Source organism: Streptomyces flavusporus (assembly GCF_046267975.1).
GTDB lineage: Bacteria > Actinomycetota > Actinomycetes > Streptomycetales > Streptomycetaceae > Streptomyces > Streptomyces flavusporus.
Genome location: NZ_CP176503.1, coordinates 7,723,917 through 7,745,002, shown reverse-complemented (window position 1 = coordinate 7,745,002; position 21,086 = coordinate 7,723,917). Strand labels below are relative to the sequence as shown.

Annotated in this window: 18 protein-coding genes; 14 read left to right on the top strand and 4 right to left on the bottom strand. The window is 71.6% G+C overall.

Going from position 1 to position 21,086, the window contains the following annotated elements; translation table 11 throughout:
* The first annotated feature begins 43 nt into the window (after positions 1 to 43).
* The 3 genes from ACKTSN_RS36515 to ACKTSN_RS36505 are packed head-to-tail and all read left to right on the top strand — an operon-like array spanning position 44 to position 1,942.
* A complete protein-coding gene (locus ACKTSN_RS36515) occupies positions 44 to 982 on the top strand; it encodes an ATP-binding cassette domain-containing protein (RefSeq protein WP_409473011.1) in 939 nt (312 codons plus the stop codon).
* Positions 979 to 1,761, top strand: coding sequence for an ABC transporter permease (locus ACKTSN_RS36510; protein ID WP_409473010.1), 783 nt, complete (start codon positions 979 to 981; stop codon positions 1,759 to 1,761). Before ACKTSN_RS36515 ends, ACKTSN_RS36510 begins: the two co-directional genes overlap by 4 nt.
* On the top strand, positions 1,742 to 1,942 hold the full coding sequence (locus tag ACKTSN_RS36505; protein ID WP_409473009.1) for a hypothetical protein: 201 nt from the start codon (positions 1,742 to 1,744) through the stop codon (positions 1,940 to 1,942). Before ACKTSN_RS36510 ends, ACKTSN_RS36505 begins: the two co-directional genes overlap by 20 nt.
* A gap of 39 nt (positions 1,943 to 1,981) precedes the next feature.
* On the opposite strand, the gene ACKTSN_RS36500 is transcribed toward ACKTSN_RS36505, so the two are convergent.
* From ACKTSN_RS36500 to ACKTSN_RS36490, 3 genes are all read right to left on the bottom strand, one after another.
* A complete protein-coding gene (locus tag ACKTSN_RS36500) occupies positions 1,982 to 2,251 on the bottom strand; it encodes a hypothetical protein (protein WP_129797053.1) in 270 nt (89 codons plus the stop codon).
* A gap of 116 nt (positions 2,252 to 2,367) precedes the next feature.
* Positions 2,368 to 3,180, bottom strand: a complete 813-nt coding sequence (locus tag ACKTSN_RS36495) for an anti-sigma factor (protein ID WP_409473008.1) — start codon at positions 3,178 to 3,180, stop codon at positions 2,368 to 2,370.
* Positions 3,177 to 3,719: a sigma-70 family RNA polymerase sigma factor gene (locus ACKTSN_RS36490; RefSeq protein ID WP_409473007.1), complete on the bottom strand. Its 543-nt coding sequence runs from the start codon at positions 3,717 to 3,719 to the stop codon at positions 3,177 to 3,179. Before ACKTSN_RS36490 ends, ACKTSN_RS36495 begins: the two co-directional genes overlap by 4 nt.
* 205 nt (positions 3,720 to 3,924) lie before the next feature.
* Between ACKTSN_RS36490 and ACKTSN_RS36485 the strand changes: the two genes are divergently transcribed.
* From ACKTSN_RS36485 to ACKTSN_RS36470, 4 genes are all read left to right on the top strand, one after another.
* Positions 3,925 to 5,454, top strand: coding sequence for a DUF4331 domain-containing protein (locus ACKTSN_RS36485; protein WP_409473006.1), 1,530 nt, complete (start codon positions 3,925 to 3,927; stop codon positions 5,452 to 5,454).
* Between the two features lie 102 nt (positions 5,455 to 5,556).
* The gene (locus tag ACKTSN_RS36480) at positions 5,557 to 7,098 is read left to right on the top strand and encodes a tetratricopeptide repeat protein (protein WP_409473005.1); all 1,542 of its coding nucleotides are present in this window, start codon (positions 5,557 to 5,559) and stop codon (positions 7,096 to 7,098) included.
* Entirely contained in the window at positions 7,095 to 8,735 is a 1,641-nt protein-coding gene (locus tag ACKTSN_RS36475) for a nickel transporter (RefSeq protein WP_409473004.1), read from the top strand. The genes ACKTSN_RS36480 and ACKTSN_RS36475 overlap by 4 nt, the downstream gene beginning before the upstream one ends.
* Positions 8,736 to 8,793: 58 nt before the next feature.
* On the top strand, positions 8,794 to 10,437 hold the full coding sequence (locus tag ACKTSN_RS36470; protein WP_409473003.1) for a serine/threonine-protein kinase: 1,644 nt from the start codon (positions 8,794 to 8,796) through the stop codon (positions 10,435 to 10,437).
* A gap of 3 nt (positions 10,438 to 10,440) precedes the next feature.
* Here the strand turns inward: ACKTSN_RS36470 and ACKTSN_RS36465 are convergent, their stop codons facing one another.
* The gene (locus ACKTSN_RS36465) at positions 10,441 to 11,244 is read right to left on the bottom strand and encodes an SGNH/GDSL hydrolase family protein (RefSeq protein ID WP_409473002.1); all 804 of its coding nucleotides are present in this window, start codon (positions 11,242 to 11,244) and stop codon (positions 10,441 to 10,443) included.
* A gap of 315 nt (positions 11,245 to 11,559) precedes the next feature.
* Here ACKTSN_RS36465 and ACKTSN_RS36460 point away from each other — a divergent pair, with 315 nt between their 5' ends.
* The 7 genes from ACKTSN_RS36460 to ACKTSN_RS36430 all read left to right on the top strand — a co-directional run bounded on the left by ACKTSN_RS36460 (position 11,560) and on the right by ACKTSN_RS36430 (position 21,083).
* Positions 11,560 to 12,768, top strand: coding sequence for a S8 family peptidase (locus ACKTSN_RS36460; protein WP_409473001.1), 1,209 nt, complete (start codon positions 11,560 to 11,562; stop codon positions 12,766 to 12,768).
* Between the two features lie 253 nt (positions 12,769 to 13,021).
* Complete coding sequence (locus ACKTSN_RS36455) at positions 13,022 to 13,366, top strand: hypothetical protein (RefSeq protein ID WP_385512972.1); 345 nt, start codon at positions 13,022 to 13,024, stop codon at positions 13,364 to 13,366.
* A gap of 1 nt (position 13,367) precedes the next feature.
* The gene (locus ACKTSN_RS36450; RefSeq protein WP_409473000.1) at positions 13,368 to 14,468 is read left to right on the top strand and encodes a GNAT family N-acetyltransferase; all 1,101 of its coding nucleotides are present in this window, start codon (positions 13,368 to 13,370) and stop codon (positions 14,466 to 14,468) included.
* Positions 14,469 to 14,791: 323 nt separating this feature from the next.
* Positions 14,792 to 15,613, top strand: a complete 822-nt coding sequence (locus tag ACKTSN_RS36445; RefSeq protein WP_409472999.1) for a glycosyltransferase family 2 protein — start codon at positions 14,792 to 14,794, stop codon at positions 15,611 to 15,613.
* Positions 15,610 to 16,599, top strand: a complete 990-nt coding sequence (locus tag ACKTSN_RS36440) for a glycosyltransferase family 2 protein (RefSeq protein ID WP_409472998.1) — start codon at positions 15,610 to 15,612, stop codon at positions 16,597 to 16,599. The genes ACKTSN_RS36445 and ACKTSN_RS36440 overlap by 4 nt, the downstream gene beginning before the upstream one ends.
* Positions 16,592 to 17,392 carry a polysaccharide deacetylase family protein gene (locus tag ACKTSN_RS36435; protein ID WP_409472997.1) on the top strand — a complete coding sequence of 267 codons (801 nt, stop codon included), beginning with the start codon at positions 16,592 to 16,594 and terminating at the stop codon, positions 17,390 to 17,392. The genes ACKTSN_RS36440 and ACKTSN_RS36435 overlap by 8 nt, the downstream gene beginning before the upstream one ends.
* On the top strand, positions 17,385 to 21,083 hold the full coding sequence (locus tag ACKTSN_RS36430) for a polysaccharide biosynthesis C-terminal domain-containing protein (RefSeq protein WP_409472996.1): 3,699 nt from the start codon (positions 17,385 to 17,387) through the stop codon (positions 21,081 to 21,083). Before ACKTSN_RS36435 ends, ACKTSN_RS36430 begins: the two co-directional genes overlap by 8 nt.
* Positions 21,084 to 21,086: the final 3 nt, after the last annotated feature.

Here is a 21,086-nt window from a genome sequence, read left to right as displayed (position 1 = left end):
ATCCTAGTTACGTACACCGTACGTAGTGCGCTATGGTCGGGCCATGACTACTACGTACGCTGTACTTAGTGAAGGTCTGGAGAAGCGGTTCGGTGAGGTCCACGCCCTGCGCGGACTGGATCTGGCCGTCGCGCAGGGCACCGTCTGCGGACTCCTCGGCCCCAACGGCGCGGGCAAGACCACGGCGGTACGGCTCCTCACCACGCTCCTGCGACCGGACGCCGGCTCGGCCCGCATCGCCGGGCACGACCTGCTCCGGGAGCCGGCAGCCGTCCGGCGCCGGATCGGCGTCACCGGCCAGTACGCCTCGGTCGACGGCGATCTCACCGGCCGGGAGAACCTCCGGCTGTTCGCCCGGCTGCACCGGGTGCGCGGGCCGGCCGAGCGGGCTGGCGAGCTCCTGGACCGCTTCGGGCTGGCCGAGGTGGCCGACCGGCCGGCGTCCACGTACTCGGGCGGGATGCGGCGCCGCCTCGACCTGGCGGCGAGTCTCGTCCGCCGCCCCGACGTGCTGTTCCTGGACGAGCCCACCACCGGCCTCGACCCGGCCAGCCGCAACCGCATCTGGGACGCCGTACGGGAGCTGACCGCCGACGGTACGACCGTGCTGCTGACCACGCAGTACCTGGAGGAGGCCGACCAACTCGCCGACGACATCGCCCTGGTGGACCGGGGGCGGGTCGCGCACACGGGTTCGCCCGCCCAGTTCAAGGCACTCATGGGCGCACACGTCGAGGTCGTCGTCACGGACGCCGACGTCATGGTGAAGGCGGCGGCCGTACTGGATCAACTCACCGGCGCCGAGCCTTCGTTCGACCACGAGCGGTGCGCCGTCGGCGCGGTCACCAGGGACGTCACGCTCACGCTCCCCCGCCTGGTGCGCGAACTCGACGCGGCGGGCGTGCCGTTGCTCGACGCGAGCCTCAGACCACCGACCCTGGACGACGTCTTCCTGCGGCTCACCGAGGAGCGTGCGGCATGAGTACGTTGGCGTACGACGGCGGCGCGATGCTGGGCCGGCAGCTGCGGCGGATCCGGAACAATCCGGGGCTGCTGATCCTGACCCAGACCATGCCGGTCACCATGCTGCTGTTCTTCGGCTACGTCTTCGGCAGCGCCCTGGCGATGCCCGGCGCGGAGTACCGGTCCTTCCTGGTGCCCGGTCTGCTGGTGGCGACCGCCGCAGGCGGGATCATGACCGGCATGTTCCAGGCCGCCCAGGACACACACCGGGGCGTGATGGACCGCTTCCGGACGCTGCCCGTGAGCCGGGCCTCCGTGCCGCTGGGGCAGGCGGCCGCGGATCTGGTCGTGACGGCCGTCGGGACGGTGCCGTTCCTGCTGGTCGGGCTCGCGGTGGGGTGGCGGATCGAGGGGTCCGCGCTGGGAGCGGCGGGCGCCGTGGGGCTGTTGCTGCTGTTCCGGTTCGCGACGACGTGGGTCGGGATCTTCCTGGGGCTGCTCACGCGGAACGAAGAAGCGGCCGGTCAGCTGGGCGGAGCGACGTTCATCCTGCCGCTGCTGTCCAACGCGTACATCCCGACCGACGGTCTGCCGGGCTGGCTGCGCACCCTGGCCGAGTGGAACCCGATCAGCGCGGTCACCACGGCCCTGCGCGCCCTCTTCGGCAACGCGCCCGTACCGGCCGGCGCCGCCTGGCCGGTCGCCCATCCCGTCGCCGGGTCGCTGGCATGGTGCGCGGTACTGCTCGCGGTGTTCGCTCCGCTCGCCGTACGCCGGTATGCGCACGGCGAGCGGTGACACGCGCGGACACCACGGTGGGACACGGGCGGGCGCCCAGCACTGCCGGGTGGGGGCGCGGCGCGTGGCGGCCAGGGGGGACGTACCCGCGCTCGAGCAGTACACCGGGGCGTTGCCGCGTGCCGTGGGGATGATGGACGGCGGTGTCGCGGCGCTGCGCCGGGACGGTGTGGCCGGCTGAGCGCGGGTCCTCGAGGCGTCGAGGAGACGCAGGTGTCGGTCAGCGCCCGCCGAACAGCGTGCGGCGCAGCCGGCGCAGCGGCGCGAAGAGCGAGACCCGGCTCACTCGCGCACCCCTGGCGCTGGGGGTGTGTGCAGGCTCACGCGCGGTCAGCTCACGCATCAGCGAGGTCGCCTCGGCCGTCTCCCTCTGGGGGACCGCAGGGCCCGCCAGCACCGAGAGATGGCGGTCGAGGCGCGAACTGGTCGCGCTGCTCCCGCAGGTGATCGCAGGGACCCTTGCCCTGCTGCGCACTGTTATCTGTTCCATGTCACTCCCCACCCGTACGAGTCCACCCGGCCCGGGCAGGGTAACCCTATCGCCCCCTTTGGGGCACGCGTGTATCGCGGGCACAGGATTCACCTTCCCCGTAAGGGTGTTGACGGTCACTCTCCGAATCCAACAGATTTCAGGGCGAGTTGAACAACTGGCTGGCTGGTGGGCTGCGCTGAGCCACCGTCGGGTTCGACGGTCACGGCGAGTGACGTGGCGGACCGGTCGAGCCCGGTTGCGACCAAGGGCGTGTCGCCGTCGAAGAGGCCCAGGGAGCGCGGTTGCTCCTGGGGGCGCATGAGCCACAGCTGGTGCACCCGGTCGTCCGGCAGCTCGCCGTATCCGCTCAGGGTGACCACCGCACGCCCCTCAGATGCGGAAGCGATCACTCCGATACTTCGGCCCTCGCTGTCCCGGCCGGTCGTCGCCCGTGCGTCGGGAGCGGCCAGGACGTGGGCGATCTCACGTGCCTGGGCGCGCTCGGCAGCCAGTTGCTCCTGGGTCCGGTTCGCCTGGACGGCGAACAGCGAGGCGACGACGAGGGCCGCCGCGGCGGTCGCGGTGGCGAACGGGACGAACAGGGGGCGCGGCCGGGGCGCACGGGTGCGCGCCGGGGGCGGCTGGGTCCCCCACACATGGGGCGGCAGCGTGGGGGTGTGCCCACGCGCCGGGGCGGGTTCCTGCGGAGTGGTCCGTACGGCGGCCAGGACCCGGTCACGCAGCGCGGCCGGCGCCGGGGCGGCCGTGGACCAGGCGAGGCGGACGGCGTCCTCGGACAGCGCCCGCACCTCGGCGGCGCAGCGGTCGCAGCGCGCCAGGTGTTTCTCGAAGCGGCGCCGCTCGTCGGGTTCGAGTGCGTCCAGCGCGTAGGGCGCGGCGAGGCTGTGCTGGTCCTCGCGGCCCAGCAGTCGGCCGAGGATGCTCACGCGACTCCTCCCAGGCACTCGCGCAGCCGGGTCAGTCCGTCGCGCATCCGGGTCTTGACCGTGCCCAGCGGCAGGGAGAGCCGCTCGGCCACTTCACGGTAGGTGTAGCCGTCGTAGTAGGCGAGGGTGACGGACTGCCGTTGGAGGGCGGTGAGCCGGTCCAGGCAGCGGCGTACCCATTCGCGTTCGAGCTGGGCCTCGACCTCCTCGGAGACCTGGTCGAAGGCGGGGTGGTGGGCGCGCCGGGCCTCGCGCTCCTCGCGTTCGCCGGCCGCGCGGGCGCTGCGCACCCGGTCGACGGCGCGGCGGTGGGCGAGGGTGAGGACCCAGGACAGGGCGCTGCCGCGGGCCGGGTCGAACCGGGCGGCGGACCGCCAGAGTTCGAGCAGTACTTCCTGGGCCACCTCCTCGGACTGGGCCGGATCCCGCACCACCCGCTTCACCAGTCCGAACACCGGCCCGGACACCAGTGCGTAGAGCTGCTCGAAGGCCTTCTGGTCGCCGTCCGCGACGCGCACCAGAAGTTCGTCCGCCCCCACTCGGTCCCCCTCTCTCCGGCCGCACAGGGCCGGTCCCGTCCCATGAGGCATTCGCAACGATCCCACCTCCGGATGGGGTTACGGATCAGCGGGCCGAAAGCGCGGGTCGAGCAGCGAGGAAATGAGTTTTCAGGTTCGACCAATCCGGTCCGGGCGTGGCTCCGAATCCCCGGCGTCAGGCAAGTCGGCACTGAGGACGGACGGCATGACAGCTATCTCCAAGCGCGGCGCAGGACTCAGGAGCGTCGCCACCCTCGTCTGTGGTGCGCTGGCCGCCGGAGGGCTCGCAGCCGCCGGCGTGACCGCGCTGGAACCGGGGGAGGCGGAAGCCTCCAGCCACCGGGAGGCCCCGCTGATCTCGGGGACCCCGCAGTACGACAACATCGACGTGTACGCGTTCGTGAGCCCGGACAAGCCGGACACGACGACGATCATCGCCAACTGGATCCCGTTCGAGGAACCGGCCGGCGGTCCGAACTTCTTCACCTTCGCCGAGGACGCCCAGTACGACATCCACATCGACAACAACGGCGACGCGCAGGGCGAACTGCTGTTCCGCTACACGTTCAAGACGCATACGAAGAACGAGAAGACGTTCCTCTACAACACCGGTCCCGTCGAGAGCCTCGACGACCCGGACCTCAACGTCACCCAGACGTACGACATCGAGCTGCTGAAGCTGAAGGACCAGCACCTGCAGTCCCGGACGAAGATCGCCGACGATGTGCCGGTCGCGCCGTCGAACGTCGGCAAGGCGTCGATGCCGGACTACGCGGGGCTGCGCAAGCAGGCCGTCCATGAACTGGCCGGCGGCTCGACGACGTTCGCCGGGCAGGCCGACGACCCGTTCTTCCTGGACCTGCGCGTCTTCGACCTGCTGTACGGCGGGAACCTCTCCGAGGTCGGCAACGACACGCTCAAGGGCTACAACGTCAACTCCATCGCCCTGCAGGTGCCCAACGAGATGATCCAGGAGTCGGCGGACCAGCCGATCGTCGGCATCTGGTCGACGACCCAGCGCAAGAACGCCCAGGGCCACTTCACGCAGGTCTCCCGGCTCGGCAATCCGCTGGTCAACGAGGTCGTCAACCCGATCGAGGACAAGGACACGTTCAACGCGTCCGCGCCGTGGGACGACGCGCAGTTCCTGGAGAACGTCACCAATCCCGAACTGCCGAAGCTCATCGAGGCGATCTACAAGATCAAGGCGCCCGCCGAGCCGCGCAACGACCTGGTCGACGTCTTCCTCAAGGGCGTGAAGGACCTCAACCAGCCGCCGCACGTGACACCGTCGGAGATGCTGCGCCTGAACACCTCGATCAAGCCGACGGCCGAACCCAAGCGACTCGGCGTCCTCGACGGCGACAACGCCGGCTTCCCGAACGGCCGTCGCCTCACCGACGACGTGATCGACGCCTCGCTCCAGGTCGTCGAGGGTGAACTGCTCGGCCAGAAGAACGACCTGGGCGACGCGGTCGACAAGAACGACAAGGAGTTCGAGAAGGCCTTCCCGTACGTCGCCCTGCCGACGGAGGGTTCCCGCGGACCGCTCGCCAAGGGCACCTCGGGCGGCAACGACGTGCGCAACCAGATCGGCGACGCGCTGCAGCCGGCCGGGTCCTCCGACGACAACATGACGCTGATCGCCGCCTCCGCGGGCGCGGGCGCGGCGGGGATCCTCCTGATCGGCGCCGGCCTGATGTGGTGGCGCCGGATGCGGGGCCGCGCGTACTGACGCGCGCCCCCTACCGACTGGCGCGGCCCGTCCCTCCCCATCCTCCACGGCACGGGCCGCGCCGCCTCACTATGACGACCCTTTTGTGTACGAGGAGAGGGCATGGTCCCGCGTACGAACGACAACGAGCCGGAGCACGAGACCGACCGGGGCCCGGCCACCGAGGGAACCGCGGCCCCCATGGCCCCCATGGCCCCCGCGGCCACCGCGGACACGGCCACCGAGACGACCTCGGGCGCGGCGGACGCCGGCCGTAGCGCCGCGGGCGTCGACGAGCGGGTCGCTGCTCTGCGGCGGGTTGCTGCGGCCGGGCGGCGCCTGCGGGGCGGGCGGGTTGCCGGGTGTGCCGCCCTGTTGGCCGTGGCCTTGACCGCCGGTTCGATCGCCGTGGGGAACATCCGGGACGGCGACGGTCGGGGCGTTGCCGCGGCGCCCGGTGCCGTCGCTCCGGCCGTGCTGGCGAGCGGCGACCTCGACTCGAGCATCGGCACCCTGCAGGCGCATCTCCGCGCCCAGCCAAGGGACTTCGGCGGCTGGGCCACCCTCGGCCTCGCCTACGTCGAACAGGCCAGGGTCGACGGCGACCCCTCGCGCTACCCGCAGGCCGAGCGGGCACTGGACCGTTCCCTCGCTCTCGAACCCGAGGGCGACCAGGCCCTGGCCGGCCTGGCCGCCCTCGCCGCGGCCCGGCACGACTTCACCGGCGCCCTCGACTTCGTCGGCCGCGCCCTGAAGCAGAACCCCTACAACGAACGCGCCCTGGCCACCCGTATCGACGCCCTCGTCGAACTCGGCCGCTACGACGCCGCGTCGAAGGCCGCCGACACCGCCGACACCCGCCGGCCGGGGATCCCGGTCTTCACGCGGTACGCGTACGTGCGCGAACTGCGCGGCGACGTCCGCACCGCCCGTCGGGTCATGGAACAGGCCCTCGACAACGCCGTCGCACCCGGCGACGTGGCGTACGTCGCGACCGCACTCGGCCAACTCGCCTGGAGCCAGGGCGACTACACGACCGCCCTGGATCACTACGCCCGCGCCCTCGCCGCCGACGACACCTACCTGCCCGCTCTGGAGGGCCGCGCCCGCGCCCAGGCCGCGAGCGGTGAGCTCGCCGAGGCCGTGCGGGGGATGGAGGCGGTCGTCGCCCGCGCCCCGCTGCCCGGCGCGCTCGTCGCCCTCGGCGAGCTGTACGAGGAGCGCGGCGCGGAGGGCGACCGGGACAGGGCCCGCGACCAGTACGCCCTCGTCGACGCCTGGACGGCGCTGGCCCGCGCGGGCGGCGTCAACCCCGACCTCGACACCGCGCTCGCGGCCGCCGACCACGGCGACGCGGACCTGGCCCTGCGCGCGGCCCGCGCCGAGTGGTCCCGCCGCCACACCGTGCACACCGCGGACGCCCTCGCCTGGGCGCTGCACGTGGGCGGCCGCGACGAGGAAGCCCTGCCCTACGCCCGCCGGGCCACCGCCACCGGCTACCGCAACGCCGCCTTCCTGCACCACCGCGGCATGATCGAGCTCGCCACGGGCCGTACGAAGGACGCCCGCGCCTCCCTGACGGCGGCACTGGAACTGAACCCCGGGTTCTCCCCGTCGGCCGCTCGCGAGGCCCGCGCGGCGCTGAAGTCCCTGGGGGCCGAGTGAGGCCCCGTCGTGTTCTCGCCTCCGCCGCGGCCGTCCTGGGCGTCGCCGGCGCGATCGTGCTCGTGCCCGCCACCGCCGCAAGCGCGCACCCCTTGGGCAACTTCACCGTCAACCACTACGACGGTCTCGTCGCCGTCCCCGGCGAGCTGCGCGTCGAGCATGTCGAGGACCTCGCCGAGATCCCGGCGACCCAAGCCGGACCGGACGTGGCACGGCTCGGCGTCACCGCGTGGGCTCGCCAGCGGTGCGCGGACGCCGCGCGGGACAGCGAGGCGACGGTCGACGGACGCACGGTCAGGCTCGATGTCGCCGACAGCCACGCGCGTGTGCTGCCTGGTCAGGCAGGGCTCGACACCTTGCGGGTGGAGTGCCGGCTGACGGCTCCGCTGCCCGAGGCCGACTCCGTGACGGTCGGATTCCGCAGCGCGGGCGCCGACTCCGGCCCCGGATGGCGGGAGATCACCGCGCGGGGGGACCGTATGACGCTCACCGCGTCGGACGTGCCGGAGAGGTCGCCGTCGCGCCGACTGACCGCCTATCCCGAGGAACTGCTGTCCTCCCCGGCCGACACGACGTCCGCGTCCCTGCGCGTGCGCCCCGGCGGTCCCGCCCTGGCCGAGGAGCAGGGCGACGCGCCCGCCGCGGCCGTCCTGCCACGCGGCGCCGACCGCTGGACCCGGGCCCTGGAGTCCCTGGTCGCCCGGCACGACCTCACCGTCGGCTTCGCCGCCCTGGCCCTGCTCATCGCGGTCGGTCTCGGCGCGATGCACGCGCTCGCACCGGGCCACGGCAAGACCCTCATGGCCGCGACGGCGGCGGCCCACGGCGGCCGCGCCCGTATGCGGCATGTCCTCCCCCTGGCCGCCTCGGTGACGGTCACCCACACCCTCGGCGTGGTCGCCCTCGGCCTCCTCGTCACGGCCGGCTCCGCGGCGGCACCCTCGGTGATCGCCTGGCTGGGCATCGCGAGCGGGGTGCTGGTGACACTGGCGGGAGCGGGCCTGGTACGACGGGCGTTCCGCCACCGCGAAGAGGCCCATGGCCACGCCCACACGCACACCCATGACGACGAACACGAGCACGCCCACGACCACGACCACGACCACGCACACACCCACGACCACCACGAGCACAGCCACGGCGCTTCCGAAACCGACGGGCACGGCCACGCCGTACACGGTCTTGCGCACCACCACCCGCACCCTCACGACCACAGCCACCCTCGACCGAACGCCGGTCACGCTCACCTACGTCACACCCATGGCGGCCACACCCACTCCCACCCCATCGCCCCCACCCTCCGCGGCACGATCCTCATGGGCTTCGCCGGCGGGCTCGTGCCCAGTCCCTCGGCCGTCGTCGTGCTCGTCGGCGCGGCCGCGCTCGGGCAGGCCTGGTTCGGGCTTCTGCTCGTCGTCGCGTACGGCGCCGGGCTCGCGCTCACCCTCACCGCGGCCGGGTTCGCCGTCGTCCGGTTCGGCAGCGGCGTCACCCGGGCGCTGGTCCGGCGGCCTCGCTGGACCGCCAATCCGCTGGCCGCCCTGGTCCGCCGTACCGCGCCGGTGGGTTCCGCGTTCGTCGTCGTGGCCCTCGGGGCCGGATTGGTGCTCAGGGGGGCGGCATCCGCATTCGGGTGAGCTACTTTTGGGGAGAAATCAGGCGAGACATCACTCGCGGATGCGAATGGGGGCGCCCGTGTCCGTAGATCCGGGCAGTGAACGCGTGATCGCCGGCCGCTACCGCCTGCTGTCCCCGCTCGGCGAGGGCGGCATGGGGACGGTGTGGCTCGCCCGCGACGAGGTGTTGCGCCGCGAGGTCGCCGTCAAGGAGGTGCGGGCTCCGGCCGGGTTGCCGGCCGCCGACGTGGAGCGGATGTACACCCGTCTGGAGCGGGAGGCCTGGGCCGCCGCCCGGGTCGCGAACCGCAATGTGGTGACGGTGTACGACGTGGCCACTGACGAGGACCGGCCGTGGATCGTGATGGAGCTGGTCCGCGGGATCTCCCTCGCCGAGCTGCTGGACGCCGAGGGCCCGCTGTCCCCGCAGCGCGCGGCGCACATCGGCGCCGAGGTGCTGTCCGCGCTGCGCGCCGCGCACGAGGCGGGGGTGCTGCACCGGGACGTGAAGCCGGGCAACGTGCTGCTGTCGAACGACGGCCGGGTGGTGCTCACCGACTTCGGTATCGCGATGGTGGAGGGCAGCTCCGCGCTGACCATGACGGGGGAGGTGGTCGGCTCGCCCGAGTTCCTCGCGCCGGAACGCGCGCTCGGCCGCACGCCGGGTCCCGAATCGGACCTGTGGTCGCTCGGCGTGCTGCTGTATGCGGCGGTGGAGGGCAGTTCCCCGTTCCGCCACGACACGCCGCTGAGCACCCTGCGGGCGATCGTCGACGAGGAGTTGCCGCCGCCGCGCCGGGCGGGTCCGCTCACCCCCGTGATCGAGGGGTTGCTGCGCAAGGACCCCGCCGAGCGGCTGTCGGCGGCGCGGGCCGAGCAGGACCTGCGGCTGGTCGGCGCGGGTGGCGCGCCGCGCGCGGACACGGCCCCGACGACGCCCTACACCCCGTACGCCCCGGCCTTCGCGGCCCACCGGCAGCCGCAGCCGCCGACTCCACCCCAACCCGCCCCCGCTGCCGCTGCCCCTGCCCCTGCCCCTGCCCCTGCCCCTGCCCCTGCCCCTGCCCCTGCCCCTGCCCCTGCCGCGACAACCGTCAACGAACCGCGCCGCGACCGCCGCACCGCCGTCGTCCTGATCGCCGGCGTCACCGCCCTGGCGCTGGCGATCGCCGGTCTCACGTACGCGCTGCTGAACCGCGACGACGGCGGCGACCGCACCGCAGCGGGCGACAACACCCCTACGGCGGGGGCGACTTCGACGGCGCCCGAGGAGGAGACCACTCCGGGCACCACCGCTCCCACCACCCCGACCCCGAGCAGCAGTCCGACGACCGCTCCCCCGCCGCAGTCGGTGACGGTGACCCTCGCCGGCGCCCGCACGGAGTACTCGGGCACGTGCCCGCCGCCGAACGACCAGGCCCCCGCGTTCACGGCGACGTTCACGGTGGGACGGCTGCCCGCGGAGGTGGACTACCGCTGGGTGACCAAGGACGGCGAGGTCGAGAGCTGGAAGACGCTGTCGTTCCCCGAAGGGGGCGAGCGGACCCGGCAGGACCAGGTGATCGTGACGACGTACGCCGACAGTGGGACGTATCAGAACGAGATCAGTGTCGAGGTCCGCGATCCGGTCCGGACGACGTCCGATGCGGTGGCGTTCTCGGTGACCTGTGTGACGGAGACCCCGACGGGCGGGGCCTCCCCTTCACCTACGCCGACTCCCTGAGGATCACGCGGCGTTGTTGAACACCGGCAGATAGCCGCCGGACTGGCCGTTCGCGGTCGGGTGGTACGACTCGCCGATGTTGAGCCAGTTGACGCTGTGCAGCCAGGAGTTGCCGGAGCAGATCTCGTGGCCGGTGAAAGTGCCGCGCACGTCGCCCCAGGTGAAGCCGTGGTTCAGGGCGCGCTTCTGGATGGCGGTGTTGAGGTGGTCGGAGGCGTCGTTGATGGCCTTGCGCTTGGTCTCGGACAGACCGAGGCACGCCTGGCCGAGCTTGTAGAAGCGGGGGTAGCCGAGCACGACGACCTGCGCCGCGGGTGCCTTGCTGCGGATCGCCGAGTAGACGCTGTCGAGCTTGCCGGGCAGCGTCGTGTCGACGTACGCCTTGGCGGTGTTGATGCGGGAGATACAGGCGCTGTCGGACTGGAGTACGCACGTCGTCATGACGTCCGCGAAGCCGGCGTCGTTGCCACCGACGCTGATGGACACCACACCTGTGCTCGCGTTGAGCGGGGCCAGCTGACCGGCGAGAACTTCATCCGTTCGGGCGCCGGAGCAGGCCGTGAAGGCGAACGACGAGGGTGAGTTGGCGGCGGCCCAGAGGTACGGGTACGCCTTCGTGCTGCGCTTGCAGTCGCCGCTGGAGCTGATGTAGCTGCCCGCGCCGACGCCGGAGGAGTAGGAGTCGCCGAGCGCCACATAGCCGGTGGCGGCGGCTTCGGACGCCTGCGCCGAAGCGGCACCGGTGAGGGCAGCCGATGCGGCGAGGAGGAGAGAGCCGAGTAACACGACAAGTCGGGAACGTCTCATGGAACCTCCCTTTAGCAGGATCTCTGCCTCAACCGTCGTACCAACTACGCGTGTTGAACGGAAGTGTCCATGCCAAGACTTTTCACCCATCCTCCACATGAACCCTGCGCGTTCACCCTGGAGTTGATTACGTGCCCATGACAGATTTGTTGACAGGTGCTCAACTCCCTTGTTCTACGCACGTAGCTCACCCACGCTTTACCGCAGCCCGGGTGGTACGCGACACCCCGGGCCGTGTGCGCGAAGACGCGCGCACCCCCCACATGCGCACGCCCCCACCCGGGCGGGCGCCGCCTGGAGGAGGACTCCCCCGTAATGGCACAACTGCGTAGCAAGAAGGCCCGGTTCGCCGCGACAACCAGCCTGGCGACCGCCGCCCTCCTGGGCGGGCTCACCGCACTCCCCGCCCAGGCCGCCCCGGCCGAGGGCAAGGTCCTGGCGGCCGGCTCCCCCACCGCCGTCAAGGACAGCTACATCGTCACCCTCAAGAAGGGCGCCGGCTTCAAGGCCGCGTCCAGCGAGGGCAAGGGTCTGATCAAGGAGTACGGCGGCACGGTGAAGCAGACGTTCGGCAAGGCGCTGAACGGCTACACCGCCAACCTCTCCGCGACCGAGGCGAGGAGACTGGCCGCCGACCCCGCGGTGGCCTCCGTCGAGCAGAACCAGCGCGTCCGGCTCGCCGACACCACACAGTCCAACGCCCCCTGGGGCCTGGACCGGATCGACCAGACCTCGCTTCCGCTTTCCGGCACCTACACATATCCGGACAGCGCGGGCAGCGGCGTGACCGTATACGTCATCGACACCGGCGTCCGTATCAGCCACTCGCAGATCAGCGGCCGGGCCACCTACGGCTACGACGCCGTCGACGGCGACACCACCGCCTCCGACGGCAACGGCCACGGCACCCATGTGGCCACCACGGTCGCGGGTTCCACTTACGGCGTCGCCAAGAAGGCGAAGATCGTGGCGGTCCGGGTGCTGAACAACAGCGGCTCCGGCACCACGGCGGGCGTGATCGCGGGCATCGACTGGGTGACGCAGAACCACTCGGGTCCCTCGGTCGCCAACATGTCGCTCGGCGGCGGCGCTTCGGCGTCACTGGACACGGCGGTCCGCAACTCCATAGCCAGCGGCGTGACCTACGCCGTCGCGGCGGGCAACAGCAGCACCACCGCCTCCTCGTCCTCCCCGGCCCGGGTCTCCGAAGCGATCACGGTCGGCGCCACCACCAACACGGACGCCAAGGCCGGCTACTCCAACTACGGCTCCGTCCTGGACATCTTCGCGCCCGGCTCCTCCATCACGGCCGGCTGGCACACCAGCGACACCGCGACGAACACCATCTCCGGTACCTCGATGGCGACTCCGCATGTCGCGGGCGCGGCGGCGGTCTACCTCGCGAACCACACCTCGTCCACCCCGGCGCAGGTCGCCTCGGCACTGACGAGCGGAGCGACCACCGGCAAGGTCACCAGCCCGGGCAGCGGCTCCCCGAACCGGCTGCTGAAGATCGTCCCGTGACACCTCTGAGCCTGGTGTGACAGGCAGTTCCCCGGGGGCGGACCGCCGCCTCCGGGGAATGTCCGCATGTGCCACAGGAAGCGCATTCCGCGTCTTGACGGCCCGGGCGGCACTGCGCGACATTGAAGCCCGGCATCCGGCGCTTCGGGGGGCAAAGTCGCCAATGCAGACCATCCGCATCAAGACCGATGCATCAGACGCATCAGACGGTGTCGAGGGGACGCGGCCGGGTTCGGGGAGGGACCTGTGGCCCGTGCTCGCGGGCGCCGTGACGGCCGTCGGGGGGATCGGCGCGCTGCTCGCGCTCACCGACTCGGGCTCGCCGCTGCGCGCTCCGTTCACGCTGTTCTTCCTGCTCGTGGCGCCGGCCGCGGCCATCGCCGCCGCGCTCAGCGGGCTGGATCCGCTCAGTCGCGCACTCGTCTCGCTCGCGGGTGCGATCGTCGTCGACATGCTGGTGGCCCAGGGCCTGCTGGCCCTGCACCTGTGGTCGGTACGCGGCGGGATCGCGGCCGTGACCGCCATCAGCGCCCTCACTCTCCTGCTGGTTCTGGTACGGCGCCGCGGCGGCCGTACCGTGAGAAGACAGGGCTCGTGACGTGGACATCAGTGTGTACCGCCCCGGCGAACTGACCGCCGCCGACCGGGCGGCGTGGACGGCCATGCAGGCCAAGGCCCATCTGCACGGTTCGCCCGAGCTGGCGAACCCGTTCCTGTCCCCCGAGTTCGCGCTCGCGGTGGGCCGGTGCAGACGGGGCGTACGGATCGCGGTCGTCCGCGAGGGCGGCGAACCGGCCGCGTTCTTCCCGTTCCAGCGATCGGCGACCGGCGTCGGCCGGGCCATCGGGCTCGGTGTCTCCGACGCCCAGGGCGTGGTGCACCGGCCCGGGTTCGCCTGGGACGCCCGAGAGCTGCTGCGGGCCTGTGGGCTCGCCGTATGGGAGTTCGACCACCTGGTGGAAGGCCAGCAGCCGTTCGAGGCCGAGGCCTCCGGCACCTTCTTCCCGTCCCCGGTCATGGATGTCGACCAGGGCTATGAGGCCTATCTGAGCCATCTGCGTGCCCAGTCACCGAAGTTCACCAGGACCACGCTCGCCAAGGAGCGCAAGCTGGGCCGGGACGCGGGTGAGGTCGTGTACGTCCACGACGAGCGCGATCCCGCCGCCCTGCGCACGCTGATGGACTGGAAGTCCGCACAGTACCGCAGGACGGGGCGCAGCGACCGCTTCGCGCACGACTGGATCACCCGGCTGGTGGAGCAGCTGTTCCACACCCGCTCCCAGCCGTTCGCCGGGATCCTGTCCGTGCTGTACGCGGACGGCAAGCTGATCGCCGCGCACTTCGGGCTGCGCTCCGAGCGGGTGCTCGCCTGCTGGTTCCCGGCGTACGACCCGGCGTACTCGAAGTACTCCCCGGGGCTGGTCCTGCATCTGCGGATGGCCGAGGCGGCCGCCGCCGACGGCATCGCCTATCTCGATCTGGGCCGGGGCCAGAAGGCATACAAGGACTCCCTGAAGACCCGTGAAATTCAGGTGTCGGAGGGGTGGGTGACGCGACGTCATCCGGTGGCGATCGGGCACCGGGCCCGACGTGCGCCGGTGCGCGCGCTGCGCAATGTCGTGGTGTCGCGGCCGGAGCTGTTCGAGCCCGCCGACAGGCTGCTCAAGAAAATGGGCAAGATCCGGTCAGGTCGCAGGTAACGGCCAAACCAATAAAAAGGTGAGGTCAGGTTCCAGGTCTTGCCATAAGGAGTGATAGGTCAATACCGTCATACATCTCACCCGCATCGGACCATCACCAAGCGGAACCAGGGGAGGGCTCAGGGGCCGCGGTGGTGCCGGCGCGGGGCGCGGTAGGGGGGTGCCGTGCTCGGTGGCGTGCCTGTGACCGAGACGTGCCGCGCAACCGGCTGCCGCTTTCCGGGGCCGGTGAGCTTTTGCCAGTGACAACCCCCCTTTCGAACCGGACAAAGAGCCGGGCCGCCCGGGGGTGGGCGGCCCACCGGACGAGAGGGACCAGACTCATGAGCTCTGTTCTGGGCTCGGCAACCACGAGCCAGAATCCGTCAACAGCCGGCGCATACCGGCCGATCTCCTCTCACCTGGCCATTGCGCCACCGGTGAGCGTGGTGATTCCCGCCATGAACGAGGCGGAGAATCTCCCCTACGTCTTCAAGACACTTCCGGGCTGGATACACGAAGTGGTTCTTGTGGACGGCAATTCCACCGACAACACCGTCGAAGTCGCCCGTGACCTGTGGCCGGACGTGAAAGTCGTCGGACAGCGCGGCAAGGGCAAGGGCGACGCGCTGATCACCGGGTTCGAGGCCTGCACCGGCGACATCATCGTGATGGTCGACGCGGACGGGTCGGCCGACGGCAACGAGATCGTGTCGTACGTCTCCGCCCTCGTGTCGGGCGCGGACTTCGCCAAGGGCTCGCGTTTCGCCAACGGTGGCGGCACCGACGACATGACCTTCATCCGCAAGCTCGGCAACCGTGCCCTGTGCGCGGTCGTCAACCGCAAGTTCGGCGCCCGCTACACCGATCTGTGCTACGGCTACAACGCGTTCTGGCGGCACTGCCTGGACAAGATCGACCTCGACTGCACCGGCTTCGAGGTCGAGACCCTGATGAACATCCGGGTGGTCAAGGCAGGGCTGAAGGTGCAGGAGATACCGAGCCACGAGTACCTCCGCATCCACGGCACCAGCAATCTGCGTGCGGTGCGCGACGGGCTGCGGGTGCTGAAGGTGATCCTCAAGGAGCGCTCCAACCGGCGTGCCCTGCGCCGCCGTTCGCACCCCTCTCCGATGCTCGACACGGTCCGGGGAGAGGTGTCTTGAGCAGTCCCGACATCTCCGTCGTGATCTGCGTCTACACCGAGGACCGCTGGGAGGACATCCTCGCGGCGGTCGCCTCGGTGCGGGCGCAGTCCCGGCCGGCTCTGGAGACGCTCCTGGTCGTGGACCACAACCAGGCGCTCCTGGACCGTCTGGCCGGGGAGTACAAGGAGGCCGAGGACGTGCGGGTGCTCGCCAACGCGGGCCCCCGCGGTCTGTCCGCCGGCCGCAACACCGGCATCGCGGCCTCCCGCGGCGACGTCATCGCCTTCCTCGACGACGACGCCGTCGCCGAGCGCGACTGGCTGCGCCACTTCGCCTCGTCGTACGCCGACCCGCGGGTCATGGCGGTCGGCGGCCGTACCGAACCGATCTGGGCCTCCGGACGCCGGCCCGCCTGGTTCCCGGCGGAGTTCGACTGGGTGGTCGGCTGCACCTACCGGGGCCTGCCGCGCGGACTGGTCCAGGTGCGCAACGTCCTCGGCGGCAACGCCTCCTTCCGCCGCAGCGCGTTCGACGCGGCAGGCGGCTTCGCCACCGGCATCGGCCGCGACGGCGACAAGCGCCCGCTGGGCTGCGAGGAGACGGAACTGTGCATCCGCCTCACCCGCGCCCTGCCCGAGGCGGTCCTGCTGATCGACGACCGTGCGGTGATCCACCACCGGGTGCCGAAGGCGCGTGAGCACTTCCGGTACTTCCGTACGCGTACGTATGCCGAAGGTCTGTCGAAGGCGTTGGTGGCCCGAAGTGTCGGCGCGGACAAGGGACTCGAGTCGGAACGCCGGTACACGACCCGGGTGCTGCCCGCCGGTGTGGCGCGCGGGCTGCGCGACGCCGTGCTGGCCCGGCCGGGCGGTGCGGGGCGGGCGGGTGCGATCGTCGCGGGCGTGTTCGCGGCGGCCGGTGGGTACGTCGTGGGGAGTGTCCGGGCGCGCAGGGGCGGCACCACGTTCTCCGTGGCGCCGATCGAGGGGGGTTCCGGTGGCTGAGGTGCGCGTACCGATCCTCATGTACCACGCGGTCGCGACCGATCCGAACGACGCCACCCGCGCCCTGTCGGTCACGCCCCATGCGTTCGCCCAGCAGATGGCGGTCATCGGCGACCTGGGCCTGACCCCGGTGACCACGGCCGACCTGGCGGCGCGGTGGCGCACGGGCCGCCCGCTGCCGCCGCGCCCGGTGCTGGTCACCTTCGACGACGGCTACGAGGGTGTGCACCGGCACGCCCTGCCCGCGCTCGCCAAGCACGGTTTCCCGGCCACGCTGTTCGTCTCCACGGGCTGGCTCAGGGGCGCGTACGACACCGGCGGCGGCCTGGACCGCATGCTCGACTGGGACCAGGTGCGGGAGCTGGCGGACGCGGGCGTCGAGATCGGCGGCCACAGCCACAGCCACCCGCAGCTCGACCAGCTCGACGACGACGCTCTGCGCTTCGAGCTGACCCGCTGCCGGGACATCGTGGCCGGTGAACTGGGCGCCCTGCCCGTGTCGTTCGCCTACCCCTACGGCTACTCCAGCCGCCGGGTGCGACAGGAGGTGCGCGCCACGGGGTACGCCCAGGCGCTCGCCGTCGGCAACGACCTGGCCCGCCGCCACCAGGGGCCGTACGCCCTGCGCCGTGTCACCGTGCGCCGCAGCACCGGTCTCGAGGAGTTCGAGCGGCTGATCGAGGGCCGCGCGATCGCCCGCACCTTCGCCAGGGACCGCGCCCTCACCAAGGGGTACGCGATGGTCCGCAGAGCACGACAGGTCCGCCGGAAGGCCACCAGAACCCGTGTCTGACACGACGACCACAGCAGAGGCCGAACCCACCACGAGGCAGACCCCGGAGCAGCAGCCCCGGCGCCGGCTGCGCCTGCCCGGACTCGACCGGTCGCCGGGCGGCGGTCAGCTGTTCCGAAACGCCTACGCGCTGATGCTCAACACCGGCATCTCCGCCCTCCTGGGCCTCGGCTACTGGCTGGTGGCGGCCCGCTACTACTCCGAGGCGGCGGTCGGCCAGGGATCGGCCGCGATCGCCGCGATGAAGCTCCTCGCGGGGCTCACCGCGGTGACGCTCACCGGTGCCCTGGCCCGCTTCATCCCGGTCGCGGGCCGCACCACCGGGCGGCTCATCCTCCGTACGTACGCGGGCAGTTCGCTGGTGGTGGCGCTGGCCGCGGGTGTCTTTCTGCTGACGCTGGACGTGTGGGGGCCGTCGTACCGCTTCCTGCACGGGCCGCTGCCCGCGGCCGGTTTCGTCGTGGCCGTCGTCGCGTGGAACCTGCTCACCCTGCAGGACGGCGTGCTGACCGGGCTGCGCAGCGCGCTGTGGGTGCCGGTCGGCAACACCGTGTTCTCCGCGGTGAAGCTGGGGCTGCTGGTCGCGTTCGCGGTGGCGATCCCGATGACCGGCGTCTTCGTGTCCTGGGTCGCGGCGATCGCCACCTCCGTACTGCCGTTGGGCTGGCTGGTGTTCCGGCGGCTGGTGCCCCGGCATGTGAAGGCGACCGAGGAGCAGTCGACCCCGCCGACGCTCGGGGAGGTCGGCAGGTTCCTGGCGGGCGACTACACCGGGTCGCTGTTCTCGCTCGCCGTGGTCTATCTCGTGCCGGTGATCGTGGCCGCGCAGGTCAGCTCCGAGGACAACGCGTACTTCTACATCACCGCCACCATCGGCGGCACGGTCAACCTGCTCGCCATCAACATGGGCGCCTCGCTGACCGTCGAGGGCTCGCACGACCCGGGCCGCCTCGCCGCCAACACCCGTGCCGCGCTGAAGCGGATGGCGCGGATCATGCTGCCGGTCGCCGCCGTGCTGTTCTTCGGCGCTCCGTGGATCCTCGGTGTCTTCGGTGCCGGCTATGCGGACGCGGCGACGCCGCTGCTGCGCTGGTTCGCACTCGGCGCGGTACTGCGGGTCGTGATGGAGACGTACCTGGCGGTGCTGCGCGCGCAGAGCCGCACCGCCGGACTCGCTTGGCTGCAGGGCCTGTTGTGCGTGCTGGTGCTCGGGCTGACGCTGCTGCTGCTCCCCCGCATGGGGCTGACCGGCGCGGGCGTCGCGGAGATCGCCAGCCTCGCGGTGATCGTGGCGATCGCCGCGCCCAGGCTGTACAAGATCGTCAGGGCTCCGTCCGTCGACGTCGTCGAGGGCACGGCACCCGACGGGGACCTCGCCGACCTGGGGGCGCGCGAGGTCCCGGCGGCGCCCGGGCCGGTGCGCAAGCGCGGGCCGGCCTGGGCGCTCGACGGCGACACCCTCGCTCTCGGCATCCACGTCGACTTCGACCACCTCGAACGCCGCCCCGACGTGCGGCCGGGGCCGGGGACACCGCCGACGGGCGTGCCCGTGCTGCCGGAGCCTGAGGTGGACGCGCCGTTCGAGCCGGAGGCCGGCGTGGCGGCCGTACCGGAGCCGATGCCGATACCCGCCCCGGAAGCGGATGTTCCCCGTCCGGAGCCGTCGCTGCGACGCCTGTTCCCCACCCGCCTCGGTGTGATCCTCGGCTGTCTGCTGATCGCCGCCCTCCTGCTGTACTGGGTCCCGGCCCTGCGGCTCGGCGAAGCCGACCTGGACCGGATGGGCGGGCTCGGCCTCATCTCCGTGCTGCCGGCCCCGACCCTGGTCGGCGCCGCACTGCTGGTCGTGGTGTTCGCATCGCTGCTGTGGCTCGGTCGCGAGCACCGGACGCTGCTGCTGGTCACCCTGCTGGCGACCGTCGTGTCCCTGCACGCGCTGCCCGCGGTGATCGAGACCGAGCCGCGGTTCGCGACCGCCTGGCAGCACCTCGGGTTCCTCGACCACATCGACCGGACCGGCGTCGCGGTGCCCGACCTGGACGCGCGCTGGAGCTGGCCGGGCTTCTTCGCGGCCGCCGCGTTCGTCGCCCAGGCCTGCGGGATCACGGACCTCACCGAGGTCATCCGCTGGTGGCCGCTGACCATGCAACTGCTCTATCTGGCCCCGCTGTTCCTGCTGACCCGCTCGCTCCGGGCGAGCTGGCGCGCCAAGTGGACCGGCGTCTGGATCTTCGTGCTGAGCGGCTGGGTCGGCCAGGACTACTTCTCCCCGCAGGGCTTCACCTATCTGCTGTACCTCGTCTTCGTGGCGATCCTGCTCGTCTGGTTCCGCGCCCCGCGCGTGATCTGGGCCAAGGCCCGTCCCGGCGAGACGGAGGTCGAGCCGACGAACCGACGGCAGCGGGCCGTGCTGCTGCTGGTGGTGACCGGTCTGTTCGCGGCGACCGTGCCGGCCCACCAGCTCACCCCGTTCGTGATGCTGGGCGTGCTCGCGGTCCTCGTCCTGATCGGCAGGTCCGAACTGCGCGGCCTGCCCGTCCTGTGCGGGGTGATGGTCGCCGCCTGGATCGGCTTCCTGGCCGAACCGTACTGGTCCGGGCACTTCGCCGAGCTGTTCGGCGGGGTCGGCGGCGTCGGCGGCAATGTGTCGTCGTCGGTGTCCGGCCGGATCGAGGGCGGCAGTTCCACCCACAAACTCGTGCTGTACGCGCGCGTGGCGCTGGCCGGCGGGGTGATGGCCTTCGCCTGCTGGGGCTGGTGGCGGCGGCGCGAGCACAAGTACCGGGAGCGTTCGCTGCTGGTCCTCGCCTTCGTGCCGTTCCTGGGCTTCGGCATGCAGTCGTACGGCGGTGAAATGGCGCTGCGCGTCTTCATGTTCGCGCTGCCCGGCGCCGCCCTGCTGGCCGGACTTGCCCTGTTCCCGCGTACCGGCGTCACCGCCGAGGAGCGCGACAAGGACCGGGTGAGTCTCGCCCCGCTGGCCGCGCTGATGGCCGGGCTGGTGCTCATGGGCGGCTTCCTGGTGGCCCGTTGGGGCAACGAGACCTTCGAGCGGGTACGGCCCGGTGAGGTCGCCGCGATGGAGTACGTGTACGCCCATGACGACCCGAGCGTCCGGCTGCTGTGGCTCAGCGACGACCCGCTGGAGACCGTGACGCCGGCCATGCCGTGGGGCGCGCGGGACATGGAGAAGGTGCAGTACGTGCCGACGCAGGCGCCGACCGACCCGGTGCTGGTGTCGGGGCTGGTCAAGGCGCTGAAGGACGCGGGGCCTAACTCGTATCTGATGATCAACCGGAGTCAGGTCACCTTCCTGCGCATGGACGTGGGCTACTCGGCGACCTGGGAGCCCCGGCTGATCCGGAACCTGGACCGGCGGCCGGAGCTGCGGAAGGTGTACGTCAACGAGGACGTCACCATCTACTCCCTGGCCCGGCAGCCCAGGGGTCCCGTGCCGGAGGCGGACCCGGGGCCGGCCGGACCGCTGGTGACCTGGACACCCTGGTCGGTGGTCGGGGCGCTCGCGGCCGTCGCGCTGATCGTGCTGCTGACGGCGCGGGAAGTGGTCCGGGTGGCGGTGCGGCCGAGCGTGCGGCAACTGCGGTGGCTGCAGAGCACCTTCTGGTTCTCGCTGCCGCTGCTGGCGGTGCTGCTCGCCTCGCTGGTGCAGCGGTTCCTGACGATGAAGTGAGCG